Source organism: Nocardia sp. CDC160 (assembly GCF_035818795.1).
GTDB lineage: Bacteria > Actinomycetota > Actinomycetes > Mycobacteriales > Mycobacteriaceae > Nocardia.
Genome location: NZ_JAYKYT010000002.1, coordinates 1,006,777 through 1,025,727 on the forward strand (window position 1 = coordinate 1,006,777; position 18,951 = coordinate 1,025,727).

Below are 18,951 nucleotides of genomic sequence, written 5' to 3' on the forward strand. Positions count from 1 at the left end.
GGATGGCACAGCGAAAATGAGGATTCAGGGATGGGGCTCGAGGCAGGATGGGCGGATGGATCGGCGGCACTCGGGCGGGAGCTCCGCGGTCGGACCCGTGACAACGATTCCGGGTTTGGTGGCGGAACGGGCGCGGCGCTATCCCGACGCGGTGGCCATTGCCGGACCGGCCGGGCGGCTCACATTTGCCGAACTGGCGGCCGAGGTCGCCGCCGTGACGCGGGCCGCCATGGCCTCCGGTATCGAGGTCGGCGATCGGGTCGGGATCTGGGCCCCCAATAGCGTGCGGTGGATCGTGACGGCGCTCGGAATGCTCGGCGCGGGAGCGACTTTGGTGCCGATCAGCACCCGGCTGCGTGGCGCGGAGACCGCGGAGGTGCTGGCTCGCAGCCACGCCAAGGCGGTGTGCACGGTGCAGGAGTTCCTGGGCCGGGACTATCCACGCATGCTGGCCGAATCCGGGCGCTCCCTACCGGATCTCGAACATCTCATCCTGCTCGACGACGCCCGCGGCGAGGGCGACGCGGACTGGGACATCAGTTCGTGGGAGGGATTCCTGGCCCCCGGCACGGTGATCGAACCGCAGTCGGCCCTGGAACGCACCGCCGAGATCGAACCGGACGCGGTATCGGACATCCTGTTCACCTCCGGCACCACGGGCGCACCGAAGGGCGTGCTGGCCACCCATCGCCAGAGCCTGGAGGTGTTCTCGCAGTGGGCCGACGCGGTCACCCTGCGCCCCCGCGACCGGTATCTGCTGGTGAATCCGTTCTCGCACACCTTCGGCTACAAGGCGGGCATTCTGGCCTGTCTGCTGCGCACCGCCACCATGGTCCCGATGGAGCGCTTCGACGCCGCCGCGGCGCTGCGTCTGATCGAGAACGAGCGCATCACCGTCCTGGCCGGTCCCCCAACGCTTTTCACCGATCTGCTGGCCGCCGACCATGACAACTTCATGCTCGGCTCCCTGCGCCTGGCGGGTACCGGCGGCGCGACCATCCCCACCGAACTGATCCGCCGCATCCGCGACGACTTGCGCGTCCCCTACGTCTTCACCGCCTACGGCCTCACCGAATCCATTGGCGTCGTCTCCATCTGCCCACCCGATTCTCCCGCCGAACTGGTGGCGGGCACGGTGGGTAAACCCTTGCCGGGCACCGAGGTTCGCATTGTCGACCGCGACGGCAAGGAGGTCGAGCCCGGCGACCCGGGCGAGATCACCGTCAAGGGCCCGAATGTCATGCTCGGCTACCTGGACGATCCGCTGGCCACCGCCGCCACCATCGACGCGGACGGCTTCCTGCACACCGGCGACGTCGGCATCCTCGACCACGACGGCTATCTGCACATCACCGACCGCCTCAAGGACATGTTCATAGTCGGCGGCTTCAATGCCTACCCCGCCGAGATCGAGCGAGTCCTCTTGCAGCATCCGGACATTCGCGATGTCGCGGTGGTCGGCATCCCGGACCCACGCCTGGGCGAGGTGGGCCGCGCGGTAGTGGTGCCCGCCGAGGGCGTCACCCCGGATCCGGCCGCGATCATCGAGTGGTCGCGTGCCCGGCTGGCGAGTTACAAAGTGCCGCGGGAGGTCGTCCTGGTGGACGACCTCCCGCGCAATGCCGGTGGCAAGGTCCTCAAAGACCGACTGCGCGACTAGATCTCTTTGCGCATTTGGGCGGTGAGGGGCTTCATGTATCCCGAGCCGAGCAGGCGGCGCATGATGTTCATGGCCTTGGCGTCCTTGCCGATCAGGATGAGCGGCTTGTTCTTTCGGATGCCATTGACGATCACGCGGGCGCAGTCCTCGGGGCTGGTCTGGGCCAGGCGGTCGAAGTTGGCGGCCAGGTCGTCGCGGGAGCGGTTGGCGGCCGCCCGTGCCTTCCAGGCGATTTCGGTCTTGATCATGCCGGGGTGAATGCTGGAGACGCCCACATTGTGTCCGGCGATGATCATTTCCTGGCGCAGCGCGTCGGTAATGGCGTGCATGGCGTACTTCGACGAGCTGTACCCGCCCTGGCTGGGGCAGGCCACCAGGCCGAACATGCTGGAGACATTGGCGATATGCCCGTCCCCGGAGGCGATCACGTGCGGCAGGAACGCCTTCACGCCGTGCAGCGTGCCCCAGTAGTTGATGCCGAAGATCCACTCCAGGTCTTCCCAGGAGACTTCCTCGATATTGGCGGTCAGCGAGACACCGGCATTGTTGATGACCAGATTGACCTTGCCGAAGTCGGCCACCACCTCGTCGGCGTGCGCGTAGACCGCGGCGCGATCGGTCACGTCGAGCCGGTAGGCCCGGGCCTTCGCGCCCTCCTTCTCGCACAATGCCGCGGTCTCGGCGACATTGTCGAGATTGCGCCCGGACAGCGCGAGCTGCGCGCCATTGCGAGCCAGTTCCAGGGCCAGCGCCCGGCCGATGCCCGCCCCCGCACCGGTAATGACGGCGACCTTGCCGTGGAAGTCCTTCATGGGTATTTCCTTGTCTCGCAATGGAGTTACTACTGAGAGGTGAAGCCGCCGTCGGCCACGAATTCGGAGCCGGTGCTGTAGGAGGAGTCATCGGAGATGAGGAACAGCACCAGGTTGGCGAGTTCCTCCGGGCTAGCGGGCCGGGCGATGGGCTGATTGGCCGCGATGTTCGCCGAGCGATCGGACGTCGCGACCATTTCGGTGGCGACGATGCCCGGGTGCACGGAGTTGACGCGGACGTTGTCGGCCGCGAATTCCTGTGCGGCCGTTTTGCTCATGCCGCGCACGGCCCACTTGGAGGCCACGTAACCGAGGATGTTGGAGTAACCGATGAGCCCGCCGGTCGAGGAGATGTTCACGATGGAACCGCCCCCGGCGCGGCGCATGGACCCGATGACGGCCTTCATGCCCAGGAACACACCGACCTGATTGACGTCGATCACCTTGCGGTAGTCGGCCTCCGAGAGCTTCTCGATCGGGTCGACATGCACGATGCCCGCGTTGTTGACCAGACCCGAGACCGGCCCGAACGCCGCCTCGGTCCGCGCCACGACGTCGTTCCACGCGGCCTCGTCGGTGACGTCGAGCGGGAAGAACCGTGCCGCGTCACCGATTTCGGCGGCGACGGCCTGCCCGGTCTCGGTCAGCACGTCGGTGATCACGACCTTCGCCCCTTCGGCCGCCAGCGTGCGGGCGAAGGCCGCACCCATGCCGCGCGCGCCGCCGGTGACGATGACCACCTTGGAATCCACCCGTCCCATCTCAGTCCTCCTGTGCCGCTTCGGTTTCCGCGTCGGCCAGGTGATTCGCCGCGATATAGCCGAACACCATGGCGGGTCCGATGGTCGCGCCCGCACCGGCGTAGTCGTTGCCCATGACCGCCGCGGAGTTGTTGCCCGCCGCGTACAGGCCGCGAATGACCTCGCCCTGCTCGGTGAGCACCCGGGCGTGCTCGTCGGTGACCAGGCCGCCCTTGGTGCCCAGGTCGCCGGGCACCATCTCGACCGCGTAGAACGGGCCGCGCTCGAGCGGGGCCAGGGTCGGATTCGGCTTGACGGTGGGGTCGCCATAGTACCGGTCGTAGGCGGAGTCACCGCGCTGGAAATCCTCGTCGCGGCCCGTGCGCGCGAAGCCGTTGAACCGCTCGACGGTGGCCGCCAGCGCATTCGCCGGAATGCTCAGCTTCTCGGCCAGCTCGGCAAGGGTGTTGGCCTGCTTGATGATTCCCGCGTCGAAGTACTTCTGCGGCAGCGGCCGCTTGGGGAAGTTGCCCAGGAACAGGTACCGGTCGCGGAAGTTCTGGTCGAAGATGAAATGCGCCGGAATACTTCCCGGCACCCTCTTCTCCTCCTCGTACATGGTGTGCACGACGTTCACGTACGGCGCGGACTCGTTGACGAAGCGCTCGCCCTTGGCATTGACCACAATGGCACCCGGCTGCGACCGCTCGGCCAGCATGAAGAACGGCGGCCCATCGGGGTTGCGCACCGACGGACCCCACCAGGCGTCGTCCATGAGATCCACTGCGGCACCGGCCTTCTGGCCCGCCAGAATGCCCTCGCCGACATTCTCGGTCGCGCCCACGGTCCAGCCGGTGTTCTGCGGCCCGTCGATGTACTGCTTGCGCATCTCCAGGTTGTGCTCGAAGCCGCCCGCGGCCAGCACCACGCCGCGGCGGGCCTTGATGGTGACCGGACGGCCCTCGTGCTCGGCGCGAATGCCGACCACGGTGTCGCCCTCCACGATCAGGTCGGTGAGCGGGGTGTTCAACCACACCGGCACGCCCGCGTCCCGCAGCGACAGCCACAGCCGGGCCGCCAGCGCCTTGCCCAGGCTCAGCGGTTTCGCACCCTTGAGCAGGTTCAGCGCGGTCTGCGCGCCCACCTTCAGGGCGGTCTTCTTGCCGGTCCAGGTGCGCGCGATCATGTTCAGGTCGTGGAAGTCCTTGACCGTGATCGCGATGCCCTTGGGCGCGGACATGGTCGGCTGGTTGATCTTGTGCAGATCACCGCCGAGCAGTCGCCCGTCGATCGGCTTGGGCTCGATGCTGCGGCCCTGCGCCAGTCCGCCCGGGAACTCCGGGTGGTAGTCGGAATAGCCGTGGTCGTAGGCGAAGTCCCAGTACTTGGAGCGCGCACCGAGGTACCGGAACATCTCCGGGCCGTGCTCGAGGAACGCGCGCTGCTTGGCCTCCGGAACCCGGTCGCCGACAACGGCTTTCAGATAGGTGCGGGCCAGCTCCGGGCTGTCGGGCACGCCCGCGGCCTGCAACACCGGATTGTTGGGCACCCAGATGCCGCCGCCCGAGCGCGCGGTGGAACCGCCGAAGCTGCGGCTCTTCTCGATGAGGGTCACCGACAGGCCGCGATAAGCGGCGGTCAGCGCGGCGGTCATGCCCGCCGCGCCGGAACCCACGACCACGACGTCGAATTCGAATTCCATGAAAGCTCTATCCTTAGTAGCCGCAGCTGGTCAGCATGCCGCCGTCGACGACGAATTCGCCTCCGGTGCAATAGCTCGAGGCGTCCGAGGCCAGGAACAACGCCACCTCGGAGACCTCGACCGGCCGACCCCAGCGCGGAATGGGCAGTTCGGAGAAGAAACTGTCGCCGTCCACCCCCGACGCGCCCGCGACCGCCGCGGTCATGGGTGTGGCGATGCCGCCGGGATGAATCGAGTTCACCCGGATACCCGAGTGCCCCAGCTCCCGGGCGGCGGACTTGGTGAGCCCACGCAGCGCGAATTTGCTTGCGCTGTAGGCGGAAAGACCGGCCGCACCGACGAAGCCCTCGACCGAGGACACATTCACGATGGACCCGCCGCCCGCCTCGGTGAGCGCGGGCGCGGCGGTCTTGATGCCGAGGAAGGCACCGGTGACATTGACGGCCATGATGGTCTGGAACTCGTCCAGGCTCATCTCGACGATCCGCCGGAACCGCAGAATGCCCGCATTGTTGACGAGCACATCCAGCCGACCGAACCCGGTGGTGGCCTCGGAAACCGCGGCCTGCCAATCGGATTCGCTGGTCACGTCGTGGTGCACGTAGCGGACGGCCGCGCCCAGCTCGGCCGCGAGGGCCTTGCCCTCCTCGTCGAGCACATCGCCGAACACGACCCGCGCGCCCTCGGCCACGAAGCGGCGCACATGCTCGGCCCCCATGCCGCGCGCGCCACCGGTCACCAGCGCCACCTTGCCGTCCAACTGTCCCACCGAATCCATCCCTTCCGCTGCTCGTCTCCCGACGCTAAGTCCGGAGCCTCGAGCCCGGCACGGTGTGGTCCCGGCCACTGAGACATCCCGATGACCTGAGGCTATGGGTGCAGAAGTATTCCGGTTAGGCATAAAGGCCCAGCGGGGTGCGGAAGCGGTGCGGCAAGGAGTCCGAATGAAGTTCTCGATGATCTTCGAGGCGCAGATGACCGACCCGACCGCCGCCCACGAGGCCCAGGTCCTGCGCGATTGCGTGGAACAGGCGGTGCTCGCCGACGAGCTGGGTTTCGACACGGTGTGGGCGGTCGAGCATCACGGGCTCAAGTGGTACGCCCACATGAGCGCGCCGGAGATCTTCCTGACCTATGTGGCCGCCAAGACCTCTCGGGTGCGCATCGGGCACGGCGTGGTGTGCATGCCGTTCGGCTTCAATCACCCCGTCCGGACCGCCGAACGCGCGGCCATGCTCGATGTGCTCTCCGGCGGACGGGTGAATGTGGGAGCGGGCCGCGGCGCGACCGCCGTCGAAACCTCCTTCTGCGGAGTCGATCCCGACCGCACGTATCAGGAGGTCGAGGAATCGCTGCGCATGATCGCGACCGCATGGCAGGACCCGGAGAGCGAATTCTCCTATCACGGTGAGCTTTTGGACATCGACCCGCATCACCTGCTGCCGCGCCCGGTGCAGCGACCGCATCCGCCGCTGTTCATGGCCTGCACCAAGAAGGACACCCTGAAACTGGCGGCCGAGTACGGAATCGGCGCTCTGGTCCTGGGTTTCGCGGGCATCGAGGAGATCGCCGAACTGCGCGGCATCTACGACCGGGCCATTGCCGCCCGCACCGGGGAACGATTCGTCTCCACCGTCGTCAACGATCATTTCGCCGCTCTGTGTCCCACTATTGTCCTCGACGACCGGGAGCAGGCCCAGCGAATCGGCGCGCGCGGGCAACGGTTCTTCGCCCAGTCCATCAAGTACTACTACGGCGCGGGCCCGGTTCCCGACGAGGCCGTCGACCCCACCGTGGACGAGGTCGCCAAGATGCGCGAGGCCGCCGACGAGCACGTCGCCTTCCTGCACGAGGCCAAGATCCCGGTGAAATCGGGCTCCACGGCGATCTTCAATACCGAACACGCCTACGGCACTGCCGACGACGCCATTGCCTACGTCGAGCGACTGGCCGAGGCCGGGGCCGACGAGATCCTGTGCCTCATTCAAATGGGCACCGTGCCGCAGGCCGTGTGCCTGGAAACCATCCGTCAGTGGGGGGAGAAGGTCATCCCCCACTTCCGTAACAACTAGAGACAGGAACTCGAAATGGCTGATCTGACCGGCAAAGTCGCCCTGATCACCGGTGCCGCCCGTGGGCAGGGCGCGGCCGAGGCCCGCCTGTTCGTGGCGCTCGGCGCGAAGGTGGTCATCACCGACGTGCTCGCCGCCGAGGGCAAGGAACTGGCCGACTCCCTCGGCGAGGCAGCGGTTTTCGTCGAACACGACGTCACCGACGCCGAAAGCTGGGATGCCGCCGTCAAGGTCGCCGTCGATACCTTCGGCAAGCTGGATGTGCTGGTCAACAATGCGGCCATCTACATCATGAAGCCGATCATGGAGACCGGCGCCGAGGAGCTGGAACGGATTCTGAAGGTCAACCTGGTCGGCGCGTTCCACGGCATCAAGGCCGTCGTTCCCGCCATGACCGCGGCGGGCGGCGGTTCCATCGTGAACATCTCCTCGCAGGCCGGGCTCGAGGGCCTGATGAACCACGGCGCGTACGGCTCCTCCAAGTGGGGTCTGCGCGGCCTGTCCAAGATCGCCGCGCTGGAGCTGGGCCCGTCCCAGATTCGGGTCAACTCCGTGCATCCCGGGCCCATCGCCACCCCGATGGTGCCGTACCTGACCACCGGTCCGGGTAGCTTCCCGACCCTGCCGCTGGAGCGCACCGGGCTGCCGGAGGAGGTCGCCGAACTGGTCGCCTTCCTGGCCTCGGACGCCTCGGCCTATATCACCGGCGCGGAGGTGACCGTCGACGGCGGTCTGGCCGCGGGCAAGTTCATTCCGCGAAACACGCAGTAAGACGGCACGATTCAGGAGGGCCCGCAGATGACCCTGTCCCCCGAATGGCAGAGCTTCGTCGACGCCGCCAGCGCGGCGTTCCCGGCACTGGGCACCGAGGTGCTCGACGCCGCCGAAGCGCGGGCCTTCCTGGCCGCCCGACCCGCCGCTCCCGTCGAGCCGATTCCCGTTGCGGCGGTGGAGGAATGGCTGGTGCCCGGACCCGACGACGCGCCCGAGGTACCCGTCCGGCTCTACCGCCCGCTGGACGCCGAAACCGTTCCGGGCGTGGTGGTCTTCTACCACGGTGGCGGATTCGTGTTGTGCGACTTGGATTCCCACGACCGCTTCTGCCGCACCATGGCCAATGCGGCCGGTGTCCTGGTGATCTCGGTCGACTACCGCCGCGCACCCGAGGCCCGCTTCCCCGCCGCCACCGAGGACGCCTACGCCGTGCTGCGCTGGGTCGCCGATCATGCCGAATCCCTGGGCGGCGACCCGGACCGGCTCGCGGTTGCCGGTGACAGCGCGGGCGGCAATCTCGCCACCGTCGCCGCCCTGGCCGCCCGCGACAATGGCGGCCCCGATATCGCCTTCCAACTGCTCCTGTACCCGATGCTGGACCCGGCCTGCGACAGCGCGTCCTACACAGAGAATGCCGAGGGTTACTTCACGACCGCCGCCCAGCTGCGCTGGTATTGGCAGCAGTACCTGACCTGCGACGCCGAGAAGTCCGACCCGTACGCCAATCCCACCCGGGCCGATCTCACCGGTCTGCCGCCCGCGTATATCGCGACCGCCGAATTCGATCCGCTGCGCGACGAGGGCGAGGCCTACGGTCGGCGGCTGCGCGACGCCGGGGTCGAGACCGAGATCCACCGCTGGAACGGCACCGTGCACGGGTTCATGTCCATGGCCTGGCATCTGCGAGAAACCCAGCGCGCCAACGACGCGGCCTTCACCGCGCTGCGGCGAGCACTGACGCGCACACCCGTCGTCTGAAATTCCCAGTGGGTTCACAACTCGACGGGCTAGCATCACCTGCGTTCGATCTTTTTGAAACGTCAGGAAGTCTCTTGTCGGTAGCACGGATTGTGACAGGCACCGCCGCCCTCACCGCCGCCTTGACCCTCACCGCCGGACTGGCCGCGACCGCCGACGCGGCCCCCGGCGGCTACGGCACACTGGCCCTCTCCCACCTGCGGAACACCGCGGTCAGCGGCATCGACGCCAATCGGGTCGCCGCCGACGCCGCCGCCATCCGCGACTGCGCCAGCTACGACTGCGAGATCGTGCTGCGCTTCACCGACGGCTGCGGCGCGGTCGCCCAGGGCGCGGACGGCACCTTCGGCTGGGCCACGGGCGCGAGCCAGGAGGAGGCCGAACAGAACGCCGTCGCCGGGCTCGGCCAGAGCGCGCCCCCATTCCCGGACCTGGGCAGCGCCCAACCGGTCGCCGCCCACGTCGTCACCAGCGCCTGCACCAAAAACGCGCAGTAGCAAACGGTTTCGGGGTCACCCGGTTTCCGGGGCTCAGTGCGGGTACTGGGCCTCGTAGGCCGCCCGCTCGGCCGCGCGCCGGGCCGCGCGGGTCGGATTCTCCAGATCCTCGGGGAAGCCGTGCTTCACCAGTCGATGCGCGCGGTTCATCGGCATGTACGCCACGATGTAGAACAGCGCCAGCAGCAGGCCGAGCAGGATCACGGCCAGTTGCAGCCACAGCTCACCCGGCAGCAGGAATGCCAACGCGAAAACCGGTACCAGCGGCACCAATTGGCGCACCAGGTGCCGCGGGACCGCCCAGGTGCCGGTCAGATCATTGCGCACCCACTCGTGCAGATCCTCGGGCAGCACCCGCCCGCACGAGTAGCCGAGCCACTGAATGAGGTTGGGGCGCTTCATTTCCGGTTTCCCTTCGTCGAATCCGGCTCGGCCTGCGCCAGCACCGATCCCCGCGCCGCGGCGTTGACCCGGTTCAGCACCTCGCGCAGTTCTTCGAGATCGGCCAGGCTCACCCCGAGTCGCGCCACCACCGCGGGCGGAATCTTCTCCGCCTCCCGACGCAGTTCCCGCCCGGCGTCGGTGAGATCCACGACGAGATTGCGCTCGTTGTTGCTGTCGCGGCGGCGGGTGATGAGCCCGGCCGCCTCCAGCCGCTTGAGCAGCGGCGAGAGCGTCGGCGAATCCAACTGAATGGCCTCGCCGATGTCCTTGACCGACATCGGGGCCTCACCCCACAGCGCCAGCATGACCAGATATTGCGGATGGGTCAGGCCCATGGGTTCGAGCAGCGGCCGATACACCGCCAGCACAGCGCGATTGGCCACCGCCAGCGCGAAACACACCTGTCGATCCAACCGCAGTGGATCGTCGATCTCGGCCGCCAACTCCACCGGACCCTCCCGAATCGTCTTGGTTAGGGCAACAATAGTTAACGCACTAACTGTTAGTCGACGATTCGGTGGGTAATAGCGGTCACACCCGACCCTGCATCTCCTGCCGCATGGTCAGGATCCGCCCGGTATCCATGTAGTCGCGGAAGAGCGTGACCAGGCCGTCCCGCACTCGAATCACATTGACGGAGCTTCGAAACCAGCCCCGCTCACCGGTCGGGCGGGTGACCTCGACATCGTTCTCGACCACGAAGACCTCGGGATCGGTCGTCTCGTGGATGGCGGGTCGGATGCCGTGGACCTGAACACCCGGCATGCCCGACCAACGCGACGCGAGGTACTCGCGCACCTGTTCCCGGCCTTCGATACGGGTCGGTTCACCGGGGATGGGAAACGGAATCTCGAACACGACATCCGGGGCGAGCAGTGCCGCGAAGCGGTCGGCATCGCGCGAGGGCAGGCCGAGGAAGAGACGTTCGACAAGATCACGAGGGGTTTCGACGGAAGTGGACACCATGCCTCCAAAAACGGAACGTTGGACCCGGTTAGTATTCGGGGCGTGCGCCCCGCTTGTCAACGGGTGGGTAGGCTGTCGGTCGTGACGGATCGACCCCTGCGCGCCGATGCCCGCCGCAATCGCGAGCGGGTGCTGGCCGCCGCCCAGGAAGCCTTTGCCGCCGAAGGCATTTCGGTTCCCCTCGACGAGATCGCCCGCCGCGCGGGCGTCGGCGCGGGCACCGTCTACCGCCACTTCCCCACCAAGGAAGCGCTTTTCGAGGCGGCCATCCTGGATCAGGTCGAGAAGATCACCACGCACGCGCGGGGGCTGACCGAGGCCGAGGACCCCGGCACCGTGTTCTTCGAATTCCTGGAGTTGCTGGTCCTGCAGGGCACCGTCAAGCGTGACCTCGCCGACGCCCTGCGCACGCAGGGCGGGGAATATCCGCGCACCATCTCCCATGACCTCAAACAGGCTCTGGCGACACTGCTTTCCCGCGCCCAGGAGGCCGGGGCGGTACGACCCGACATCGGCGTCGACGATTTACTGACAATTGTCAAAGGGGTTTTTCTCGCCGTGCACGAGGCCGGAGCCGATCCGGGGCTGCGCGAGCGCACCTTCGCCGTGATCGCCGACGGACTCCGTACCCGTTGATCGCAAACCACGGGCAATAATCGCTGAAATATTGCGGAGCGAACTGAAACGTGGGCGAATCGCCCGCAGTGTTCCGCAATGTCCGCACGTTTTTGCAACTCGGATGATTTGATGCACCATGTGCTGATCGGTTGCCTTCCGGCACCTCGGTCCGGGGCTGTTCTTCGTGTTTCATCCGCATGAGTTGACGACAGGAGATCAGATTCGATGAAGCGTGCGATTCGCGCCGTCGCCATTGCGGCTGGTCTGACCGTGGCAGCCTGCGGCACCACCCCCAAGGCCGAGGACACACCGCAGGAACCGCCGCCCCGCACGCTCACCATCGGCATCAAATTCGATCAGCCCGGGCTGTCGGTGAAGGGACCCGACGGCAAACCACACGGATTCGATGTCGACACCGCCGTGTACATCGCCGGAAAGCTGGGCGTCACCCCCGAACACATCACCTGGCGGGAAGCGCGCTCGGAGCAGCGCGAGGACCTGTTGAACTCGGGCGCGGTCGATTTCGTCGTCGCCTCCTACTCCATCACCGCGGCCCGCCAGCAGCTGGTCTCCTTCGCCGGGCCCTACCTCATGGCCGGACAGGACCTGCTCGTGCGGCAGAGCGAACACGCCATCGACCAGCCCGAGGACCTCGACGGGCGCACGGTCTGCACCGCCGAGGGCTCCACCTCCGCCGACAAGATCCGCCGCAGCTTCGCCCACAATGTGAAGCTCACGACCCGGGATACCTACGCGCAGTGCGTCTCCGACCTCATCGCGGGCACCATCGACGCCGTCACCACCGACGACGTCATCCTGGCCGGGTACGCCCACGAACACCCGGGCCTGCTGCGCGTGGTCGGGCATCGCTTCACCCGCGAGCGCTACGGGGTCGGAGTGCACAAGGGCGACTTGGATTTACAGAGCCGCATCACCTCGGCCGTTCGGCTGATGATCGAGGACGGCAGCTGGCGGCGGGCCATGGAGGGCAATCTCGCGGCGAGCGGATACAAGCCGCTGCCCGCACCGGTGGTATTCAATGCCCCCGACAAAGTGGTCGAACCCGGCGATCCCACCACCCTCGATCCGGAATTGGTGAATGCCACGAAGGCCGTCGCCGCCACCTCGAATGCGCGCGATTGGGAAGGCTTCCGCTCGCTGGTCTGCCCCGAAACCGCCGACGCCATTGATGAAATCGTTTTTCAATACACCCCGCAATTCGACAAAACGCTCGGCGCGGAGGTGAAGAACGCGGGCTACACCAATACCGTCACCGGAGTCACCCAAACCGACCCGAACACCGCGACCTTCGCATTCCACGAAACCTTCACCAACGTCCCCGAAAAATACCGCGGCTACTTCAAGGACATCGACTACACCGGCAGCATGGTCCGCCGCGACGGCTCCTGGAAACTCTGCGCCCTCGCCGCCGACTTCGTCGAACCCTGACGGGCGAATAATGCGGTGCGCCGAGACGGGCGGTGCACCTACCCTCGACGGCAGTCAGAAGGAAGGACGAAACAATGTTTCCCGTCGAGCTGCGCGGAACTCGCGCGCAGACGCTCATGTGGGCCCACGAGCACGAGGTCGAACCGGCCGCGCTGCAGCAGTTGCGGAACATCGCGCAACTGGAGTGGGTGTACGGCGTGCGAGTCATGCCGGACGTCCACCTGGGCAAGGGGGCGACGGTCGGATCGGTCATCGCGATGAAGGACGCGGTCGCGCCCGCGGCCGTGGGTGTGGATATCGGATGCGGGATGGAGGCCGTGCTGACCTCGCTGACCGCGGCGGATCTGCCGGACAACCTGCATTCGCTGCGGTCCCGGATCGAGGCGGCGGTGCCGGTTGGCTTTGCGGCGCATGATGATCCGGTCAATGTGAACCGGTTGAACGCGGAAGTGTTCGGTCAGCGAGCGGCGGGGACAACGCTGCGCGCAGGGTGGGACCGCTTCTGGAAGTCGTTCGACGCATTGGATCCCGCCGTGCAGTCGCGTGAGTCCAAGGCCCACAAGCAGATGGGAACCCTTGGCGGAGGTAATCACTTTTGCGAGGTATGTCTGGATTCGGAAGATCGTGTCTGGATCCTGCTGCACTCCGGAAGCCGCAATATCGGCAAGGAACTCGCCGAGCGGCACATGGCCGTCGCGCGCGCCCTGCCGCACAATGCCGACCTGCCCGATCGCGATCTGGCGGTATTCCTTTCCGGCACACCGGAAATGGACGCCTACCGCCGCGATCTGACCTGGGCGCAGGAGTACGCGGCCCGCAACCGCGCCGTCATGCTGGCACTGGTCTGCAAGGCCGTGCGTGACGAATTCACTGGCCTGGCAGTGCATTTCGACAAGCCGATCTCCTGCCACCACAACTATGTGGCGGAGGAGGTCATCGACGGGATGCCGATGCTGGTGACGCGGAAGGGTGCCGTGCGGGCGGGGGCCGGGGATCTGGCGTTGATTCCCGGGTCCATGGGTACGCGCTCGTATGTGGTTCGGGGCAAGGGGAATCCGGCCTCGTTCCAGTCGGCGTCGCACGGGGCGGGGCGGCGGATGAGCCGTAACGCGGCCAAGCGGCAGTTCACCGTGGCGGATCTGGTGGCCCAGACCGAGGGCGTGGAGTCGCGCAAGGACGCCGGGGTGATCGATGAGATCCCGGCGGCCTACAAGGACATCGATCAGGTCATCGCCGCCCAGGGCGATCTGGTCGATATCGTCGCGACGCTGCGGCAGGTGCTGTGCGTCAAGGGTTGACGGGTCAGCGGCGGCGGAAGGTCGCCGCCGCTCCCGCACCCACCAGCAGGATGCCCACAATGAGCGGGAATCCCGTTTGCAGCCACTGGAACAGCGCGATGTGCATGTCGTCGGAGACGGGCAGATCGCCGATCAGGCGGAAGGTGTCGTCCGGGAAGATGAAGTGAATGATCCCCGGCAGCACCCCCCACACCAGACCGGCGGTGATCGTGCCCGCCGCCGAATAGGCGGCCAGCGCCGCCACCACCAGGAAAATCGCCGCGGCGATCACGATCTCGAAGGTCGAGCCGACCCGATCGGCGAAGTCCCCCAGGATCGTCCACTGTCTGGTTCCGGCCGCGCCCCGGGCGGCGAAGGCGATACCGATCGGGGTCAGGATCAACCCCACCAGCGCGCCGATCATCGTCCGTGACGCACCGCCGCTCGTGCGAAATTGTGCCCCGGGCGGAGTCCACCCCGCGGGCGACGGAAACTTCTCCGGCATTTGCGTCTCCCTGCGCACCCCCGGACGCCCTTCGTGCCCGGACCCCTATTGTCCGTCCGGCCACGGGATTCCGCGCGATCTTGACCGGTCCGCAATCAAGGCGCTGTTCAGCGGTGTTTTACAGGGCGAATTCCTGTCCGGTTGGGAGTATTTGCACGATTGTGTCGGGTGCGAGATCGGCTGCGGCGGCACGGAAATGCTCGGCACCCCGGCGGTCGCCCTTCGTCATGAGACGGTCGCCGAGGGGGCCGCTGGAGAAGGCGTAGTGAATCGGGACGGCCACGCGCGGCCGCAGCACCGTGGCGAGGTCGGCGGCCTCGACGGCATCCATCACCACCTGCTTGTTCCGGGCCGGGCGGATGCGCAGGCCGTTCACCGGCAGCAGCGCGAGATCCAAATCCGGGAAACGCCGGGCGATGTCGTCGAGTTCGGCAATGCGCAGGGTGTCCGCGCCGAAGAAGACCGTGTGGCCGTCGGCGCGCAGCACGAAGGTCACCTCCGGGACACCGTGGCTGGCCGGGGCGGCGGTCACCTCGACGGGACCGAGATGGGTTCGCTGCCAGGGCGCCAATTCGACGACATTCGTGAAGCCCGCGGCGCGAACCTTGTTCGCCAGTCCCGGGACCACCGCGAAGGGCACCGATTTGTCGGGGTAGGTGATCAGGGCATCGAGATCGCAGTGGTCGTAGTGGCCGTGGCTGATGACGATTCCGGACAGCTCGGGCAGCTCGGCCGCGGTGGCGAAGGCGCGTGGCTCGCCCTGCCGATAGAACCGGGTCTCCGAAAGCCACGGGTCGGTGAGGATTCGGGCTCCCCCGAAGTCGAGGAGGGCACTGGCATGGACGACACGGGTCACAGTGAGCATGGCGGGTCTCCCGGCTGAGGTTGCCACGGTAAAGCGTAACGCTTTACCGTATTGGCATGGCGAAACTTAACATCAGTCTCCCGGACGCGACCGCTGAGGCGCTGCGCGAAAGCGCGGGGGGCAATGTCAGTGCCGAGATCAATCGGGCCGTTCTCCAGCGGCTCGCGGACAAGGAGTTGCGGCGTATTGCCGCGCACGAGCAGCAGAACCCGCCGAAGTTCAGTGATGCCGATTTGGTGCGCATCGGCATGGGCATGCCCCTGTGAGGGAGCTGCGCCAGGGCGACATCTACACCATCGCCGCCGGTGACGGCTATCTGACAGTGGTGATCGTCGACGGCCAGACGCTGCTGAGACATCGCGATGTGGCGCTGGCGGTGCCGGTGGTCGACGCTCGCGAGATGCCGAGAGATCTGCGGATCTTCTCAGTGGACTGGGACGAAGGTCGCGTCCTCGCGATCCACCGGTTCATACCCTGCGTGCGGGCGGTCCTGGACGCAGGGACCTACGACGGGACGGTCAGCACCGAGACGCTCGACTTCATCAAAATGGTCCTCGCGGTGCGATTCGACCTCTGAGGACAGGACATCCGAGTTCCCGCAGGCGGGTCGACCAGCCGTGCCGACAGCCGTACCCGGGGGTGCGAAGTTGCCCCACTATGCGGGCGGCGGCCCGACGATGTCGGTGCGGTGGGGCACGATGGAGCGCGTGACCTCGACCGACTCCTCCGCTGCGCCCGACACCACCGACCCGCGTACCCCGGTCGGCCCCGCCGCCGCGCCGGACGGTCTGCGCGAGGACGCGGAGCGGCTGCTGCGGGAGTTGGCCGGGCCCGGGGCGCGGCTGCGGGAGGATCAGTGGACCGCTATCGAGGCGCTGGTGGTGGGGCGGCGGCGGGCGCTGGTGGTGCAGCGGACCGGGTGGGGCAAGTCGGCGGTGTACTTCATTTCGGCGAAGCTGCTGCGGGCGCAAGGGCGGGGGCCGACGGTGATCGTGTCACCGCTGCTGGCGTTGATGCGCAACCAGGTCGCGTCCGCCGAGCGGGCGGGAGTCGTTGCGGCGACCATCAATTCGGGCAATGTAACCGAGTGGGACGACATTCACGCGCGGGTCGCGGCCGGGGAGGTGGATGTGCTGCTGGTGAGTCCGGAGCGATTGAACAATCCGGACTTCCGGGATTCGGTGCTGCCCAAGCTGGCGGCCGACGCGGGGCTGGTGGTGATCGACGAGGCGCATTGCGTCTCGGACTGGGGGCATGATTTCCGGCCGGACTATCGCCGGATCCGCACGCTCATCGCCGATCTCGGGTCGGAGGTGCCGGTGCTGGCCACCACGGCCACGGCCAATGACCGGGTGGTGACCGATGTGGCGACGCAGATCGGCACGGACACCCTGGTTTTGCGCGGCAGCCTGGACCGGGAGTCGCTGCACCTGTCGGTGGTGCGGATCGCCGACGCGGTGGAGCGCACGGCGTGGCTGAGCAAGCGGCTGCACGAGCTGCCGGGGTCGGGCATCGTCTACACACTGACCGTCGCCGCCGCGCATGATCTGGCCGATGTGCTGAACTCGCACGGACACACCGTCGCCGCCTACACCGGGCAGACCGATCCCACCGAACGCGAGCACCTCGAGGCCGCGCTGCTGAACAACGAGGTGAAGGCGCTCATCGCCACCTCGGCGCTCGGAATGGGTTTCGACAAGCCGGATCTCGGGTTCGTGGTGCATCTGGGCGCGCCCTCCTCCCCCATCTCCTACTACCAGCAGGTGGGCCGCGCGGGCCGTGGCACCGAGCGGGCCGAGGTGATACTGCTGCCCGGCCCGGAGGACCGCCAGATCTGGAGTTACTTCGCCTCCGTGGCGTTTCCGCGCGAGCACATCGTGCGCTCGGTGCTGGCGGCGCTGGACACGGACCGGCCGCTGTCCACCGCGGCGCTCGAACCGCTGGTGGAGCTCAATCGCTCGCGCCTGGAAATGGTGTTGAAGGTCCTGGACGTGGACGGCGCGGTGCGCCGGGTCCGCGGCGGCTGGCTCGGCACCGGCCAACCGTGGGTCTACGACACCGAACGCTACGAGCGGCTGAGCCTGGCACGCGCGGCCGAGCAGCAGGCCATGATCGACTACGAGTCGACCACCGGTTGCCGAATGACGTTCCTGCGCAGCCAACTCGACGATCCCGGCCTGGTCCCGGGCACCCACTGCGGCCGCTGCGACAACTGCACCGGCACCCGCCAGGACACCACCGTGGACGCGACCGCCCTCGCCGAGATCCGCACCCGCCTGGACCGCCCCGGCATCGATCTCGCGCCCCGCAAGCAGTGGCCCACCGGTCTGGCAAAACTCGGGATTCCCTTGTCCGGCAAGATCACCGACGGTCCCGAGGTCGGGCGCGTCCTGGGACGCCTCAGCGATCTCGGCTGGGGCCAGCGTCTGCGCCCTCTCCTCGACGGTCCCGATGCCCCCGTCCCCGACGAGGTCTTCCGCTTCTGCACAACGGTTCTCCGCGAATGGGATTGGGCTCAGCGCCCCACCGCCGTCATGACCCTGGAGTCCGGCAACCACCCCATCCTGACCCGCTCCCTCGCGGCGCGCCTGGCCCAGGTCGGCCGACTCCAGGACCTCGGCGTCCTGCACCTGCGCCCCGATCTCCCGCCGGTGTCGGCCGCCAACTCCGCCCACCGCGTCGCCGCTCTCCACAATGCCTGGGAGACACCGGATCTCAGCGGCGTCGACGGTCCCATCCTGCTGGTCGACGCCCTCACGGACACCGGCTGGACCTTCACGATGGCCGCCCGCACCCTGCGCGCCGCCGGAGCCGACGCCGTCCTGCCTTTCGCCCTCGCCACCCCGTCGTGATCTCGGTACGCTCGAATTAGGAGGGGAATCATCATGAGCGACACTGGAAACCAAGAACCCGACCCGCGGGCGCGCTGGCGCAAGCTGCCGCCCGAACCCGTCGAATTCATCGAAGAGACAGATCGTGAACCGTCGGCCATCGACTACGGGACCAACTACGATCCCGACGCCAAGCTGCCCTGGTGGGGAGCAGGCCAGCCGTGAGGCGGCTCAGTCGCCGGTCGCGGGTCCGCGGTTCTTGAGATTGTCGATCGCGTCGACGTAGCGCAGCATCAGGCGGGCGAAGTCGAGGCGGTCCTGTTCGGGCCAGTCGGCGGTGATGTATTCGAAGGCCGCGCGCTGCCGACGGCGGAACTCGGCCATGAATTCGATGCCCTGCGGGCTGAGTTCGAGGACCGCGCGGCGACCGTCGAGCTGGGAGGGGACGCGGCGCAGGTAACCGGCCTTGATGTTGTCGGTGACCATGCGACTGGCCACCGACGGGTCGACGCACAGGGCGGCGGCGATGCCGCCGACGGTCATCTCCCCCGTCGACCCGTCCGGACCCGTCGGGCAGCCCAGCACCATGCCCAGGACCATCGCGCGGGTCGCGTCCTTGGTGGAAATGGGGTTTTCGACCTCCTGCAGGACGCCGCGCTTGAGCTTGCCGAAGGCCGGGCCGATGGCGTCGAGCAGCTCGTCGGGGGTGCGGTCGTCCTCGGTCATGGGGTCATCCTATCTGCATGCGCGAACACATATAT

Annotated in this window: 22 protein-coding genes; 12 read left to right on the plus strand and 10 right to left on the minus strand. The window is 67.3% G+C overall.

Annotated elements, in window-relative coordinates; all coding sequences use genetic code 11:
- The first annotated feature begins 97 nt into the window (after nucleotides 1–97).
- On the plus strand, nucleotides 98–1,660 hold the full coding sequence (locus VMT40_RS12140) for a FadD3 family acyl-CoA ligase (protein WP_326358073.1): 1,563 nt from the start codon (nucleotides 98–100) through the stop codon (nucleotides 1,658–1,660).
- Here VMT40_RS12140 and VMT40_RS12145 read toward each other — a convergent pair.
- Genes VMT40_RS12145 through VMT40_RS12160 form a run of 4 tightly spaced genes read right to left on the minus strand, consistent with a single transcriptional unit; the run spans nucleotide 1,657 to nucleotide 5,692 of the window.
- Complete coding sequence (locus tag VMT40_RS12145) at nucleotides 1,657–2,472, minus strand: SDR family NAD(P)-dependent oxidoreductase (RefSeq protein WP_326358074.1); 816 nt, start codon at nucleotides 2,470–2,472, stop codon at nucleotides 1,657–1,659. The two genes, VMT40_RS12140 and VMT40_RS12145, sit on opposite strands and share 4 nt — an antisense overlap.
- Nucleotides 2,473–2,501: 29 nt before the next feature.
- On the minus strand, nucleotides 2,502–3,233 hold the full coding sequence (locus VMT40_RS12150) for a glucose 1-dehydrogenase (RefSeq protein ID WP_326358075.1): 732 nt from the start codon (nucleotides 3,231–3,233) through the stop codon (nucleotides 2,502–2,504).
- Between the two features lies 1 nt (nucleotide 3,234).
- Nucleotides 3,235–4,914: a 3-oxosteroid 1-dehydrogenase gene (kstD, locus tag VMT40_RS12155; RefSeq protein ID WP_326358076.1), complete on the minus strand. Its 1,680-nt coding sequence runs from the start codon at nucleotides 4,912–4,914 to the stop codon at nucleotides 3,235–3,237.
- A gap of 13 nt (nucleotides 4,915–4,927) precedes the next feature.
- Nucleotides 4,928–5,692, minus strand: a complete 765-nt coding sequence (locus VMT40_RS12160; protein ID WP_326358077.1) for a glucose 1-dehydrogenase — start codon at nucleotides 5,690–5,692, stop codon at nucleotides 4,928–4,930.
- A 166-nt stretch (nucleotides 5,693–5,858) separates the two neighbouring features.
- Here VMT40_RS12160 and VMT40_RS12165 point away from each other — a divergent pair, with 166 nt between their 5' ends.
- The 4 genes from VMT40_RS12165 to VMT40_RS12180 all read left to right on the plus strand — a co-directional run bounded on the left by VMT40_RS12165 (nucleotide 5,859) and on the right by VMT40_RS12180 (nucleotide 9,235).
- Nucleotides 5,859–6,986 (plus strand): LLM class flavin-dependent oxidoreductase, encoded by a 1,128-nt coding sequence (locus tag VMT40_RS12165; protein WP_326358078.1) that lies wholly within the window; start codon nucleotides 5,859–5,861, stop codon nucleotides 6,984–6,986.
- A 15-nt stretch (nucleotides 6,987–7,001) separates the two neighbouring features.
- The gene (locus VMT40_RS12170; protein WP_326358079.1) at nucleotides 7,002–7,757 is read left to right on the plus strand and encodes an SDR family NAD(P)-dependent oxidoreductase; all 756 of its coding nucleotides are present in this window, start codon (nucleotides 7,002–7,004) and stop codon (nucleotides 7,755–7,757) included.
- A 27-nt stretch (nucleotides 7,758–7,784) separates the two neighbouring features.
- Entirely contained in the window at nucleotides 7,785–8,738 is a 954-nt protein-coding gene (locus VMT40_RS12175) for an alpha/beta hydrolase (RefSeq protein ID WP_326358080.1), read from the plus strand.
- A 92-nt stretch (nucleotides 8,739–8,830) separates the two neighbouring features.
- Nucleotides 8,831–9,235, plus strand: coding sequence for a DUF4189 domain-containing protein (locus VMT40_RS12180; RefSeq protein WP_326358081.1), 405 nt, complete (start codon nucleotides 8,831–8,833; stop codon nucleotides 9,233–9,235).
- A 33-nt stretch (nucleotides 9,236–9,268) separates the two neighbouring features.
- Here the strand turns inward: VMT40_RS12180 and VMT40_RS12185 are convergent, their stop codons facing one another.
- The 3 genes from VMT40_RS12185 to VMT40_RS12195 form a co-directional block, all read right to left on the minus strand.
- Nucleotides 9,269–9,637, minus strand: coding sequence for a DUF5313 family protein (locus tag VMT40_RS12185; protein WP_326358082.1), 369 nt, complete (start codon nucleotides 9,635–9,637; stop codon nucleotides 9,269–9,271).
- Nucleotides 9,634–10,122 (minus strand): MarR family winged helix-turn-helix transcriptional regulator, encoded by a 489-nt coding sequence (locus VMT40_RS12190; protein ID WP_326358596.1) that lies wholly within the window; start codon nucleotides 10,120–10,122, stop codon nucleotides 9,634–9,636. Before VMT40_RS12190 ends, VMT40_RS12185 begins: the two co-directional genes overlap by 4 nt.
- An 88-nt stretch (nucleotides 10,123–10,210) precedes the next feature.
- On the minus strand, nucleotides 10,211–10,642 hold the full coding sequence (locus tag VMT40_RS12195; protein ID WP_326358083.1) for a nuclear transport factor 2 family protein: 432 nt from the start codon (nucleotides 10,640–10,642) through the stop codon (nucleotides 10,211–10,213).
- An 84-nt stretch (nucleotides 10,643–10,726) separates the two neighbouring features.
- Between VMT40_RS12195 and VMT40_RS12200 the strand changes: the two genes are divergently transcribed.
- From VMT40_RS12200 to VMT40_RS12210, 3 genes are all read left to right on the plus strand, one after another.
- A complete protein-coding gene (locus tag VMT40_RS12200; RefSeq protein WP_326358084.1) occupies nucleotides 10,727–11,281 on the plus strand; it encodes a TetR/AcrR family transcriptional regulator in 555 nt (184 codons plus the stop codon).
- Between the two features lie 207 nt (nucleotides 11,282–11,488).
- On the plus strand, nucleotides 11,489–12,712 hold the full coding sequence (locus VMT40_RS12205) for a glutamate ABC transporter substrate-binding protein (RefSeq protein WP_326358085.1): 1,224 nt from the start codon (nucleotides 11,489–11,491) through the stop codon (nucleotides 12,710–12,712).
- 74 nt (nucleotides 12,713–12,786) lie between these two features.
- The gene (locus tag VMT40_RS12210; protein WP_326358086.1) at nucleotides 12,787–14,010 is read left to right on the plus strand and encodes an RtcB family protein; all 1,224 of its coding nucleotides are present in this window, start codon (nucleotides 12,787–12,789) and stop codon (nucleotides 14,008–14,010) included.
- 4 nt (nucleotides 14,011–14,014) lie between these two features.
- Here the strand turns inward: VMT40_RS12210 and VMT40_RS12215 are convergent, their stop codons facing one another.
- The gene (locus VMT40_RS12215) at nucleotides 14,015–14,413 is read right to left on the minus strand and encodes a hypothetical protein (RefSeq protein ID WP_326358087.1); all 399 of its coding nucleotides are present in this window, start codon (nucleotides 14,411–14,413) and stop codon (nucleotides 14,015–14,017) included.
- A 199-nt stretch (nucleotides 14,414–14,612) separates the two neighbouring features.
- Nucleotides 14,613–15,359 (minus strand): MBL fold metallo-hydrolase, encoded by a 747-nt coding sequence (locus VMT40_RS12220; protein ID WP_326358088.1) that lies wholly within the window; start codon nucleotides 15,357–15,359, stop codon nucleotides 14,613–14,615.
- Between the two features lie 56 nt (nucleotides 15,360–15,415).
- Here VMT40_RS12220 and VMT40_RS12225 point away from each other — a divergent pair, with 56 nt between their 5' ends.
- The 4 genes from VMT40_RS12225 to VMT40_RS12240 all read left to right on the plus strand — a co-directional run bounded on the left by VMT40_RS12225 (nucleotide 15,416) and on the right by VMT40_RS12240 (nucleotide 18,415).
- Nucleotides 15,416–15,625, plus strand: coding sequence for a hypothetical protein (locus VMT40_RS12225; protein WP_326358089.1), 210 nt, complete (start codon nucleotides 15,416–15,418; stop codon nucleotides 15,623–15,625).
- Entirely contained in the window at nucleotides 15,622–15,936 is a 315-nt protein-coding gene (locus tag VMT40_RS12230) for a hypothetical protein (RefSeq protein ID WP_326358090.1), read from the plus strand. The genes VMT40_RS12225 and VMT40_RS12230 overlap by 4 nt, the downstream gene beginning before the upstream one ends.
- Before the next feature lie 121 nt (nucleotides 15,937–16,057).
- Nucleotides 16,058–18,211 carry a RecQ family ATP-dependent DNA helicase gene (locus VMT40_RS12235; protein ID WP_326358091.1) on the plus strand — a complete coding sequence of 718 codons (2,154 nt, stop codon included), beginning with the start codon at nucleotides 16,058–16,060 and terminating at the stop codon, nucleotides 18,209–18,211.
- A gap of 33 nt (nucleotides 18,212–18,244) precedes the next feature.
- Entirely contained in the window at nucleotides 18,245–18,415 is a 171-nt protein-coding gene (locus tag VMT40_RS12240; protein WP_326358092.1) for a hypothetical protein, read from the plus strand.
- A 6-nt stretch (nucleotides 18,416–18,421) separates the two neighbouring features.
- On the opposite strand, the gene VMT40_RS12245 is transcribed toward VMT40_RS12240, so the two are convergent.
- Nucleotides 18,422–18,916, minus strand: coding sequence for a MarR family winged helix-turn-helix transcriptional regulator (locus VMT40_RS12245; RefSeq protein ID WP_326358093.1), 495 nt, complete (start codon nucleotides 18,914–18,916; stop codon nucleotides 18,422–18,424).
- Nucleotides 18,917–18,951 lie beyond the last annotated feature (35 nt).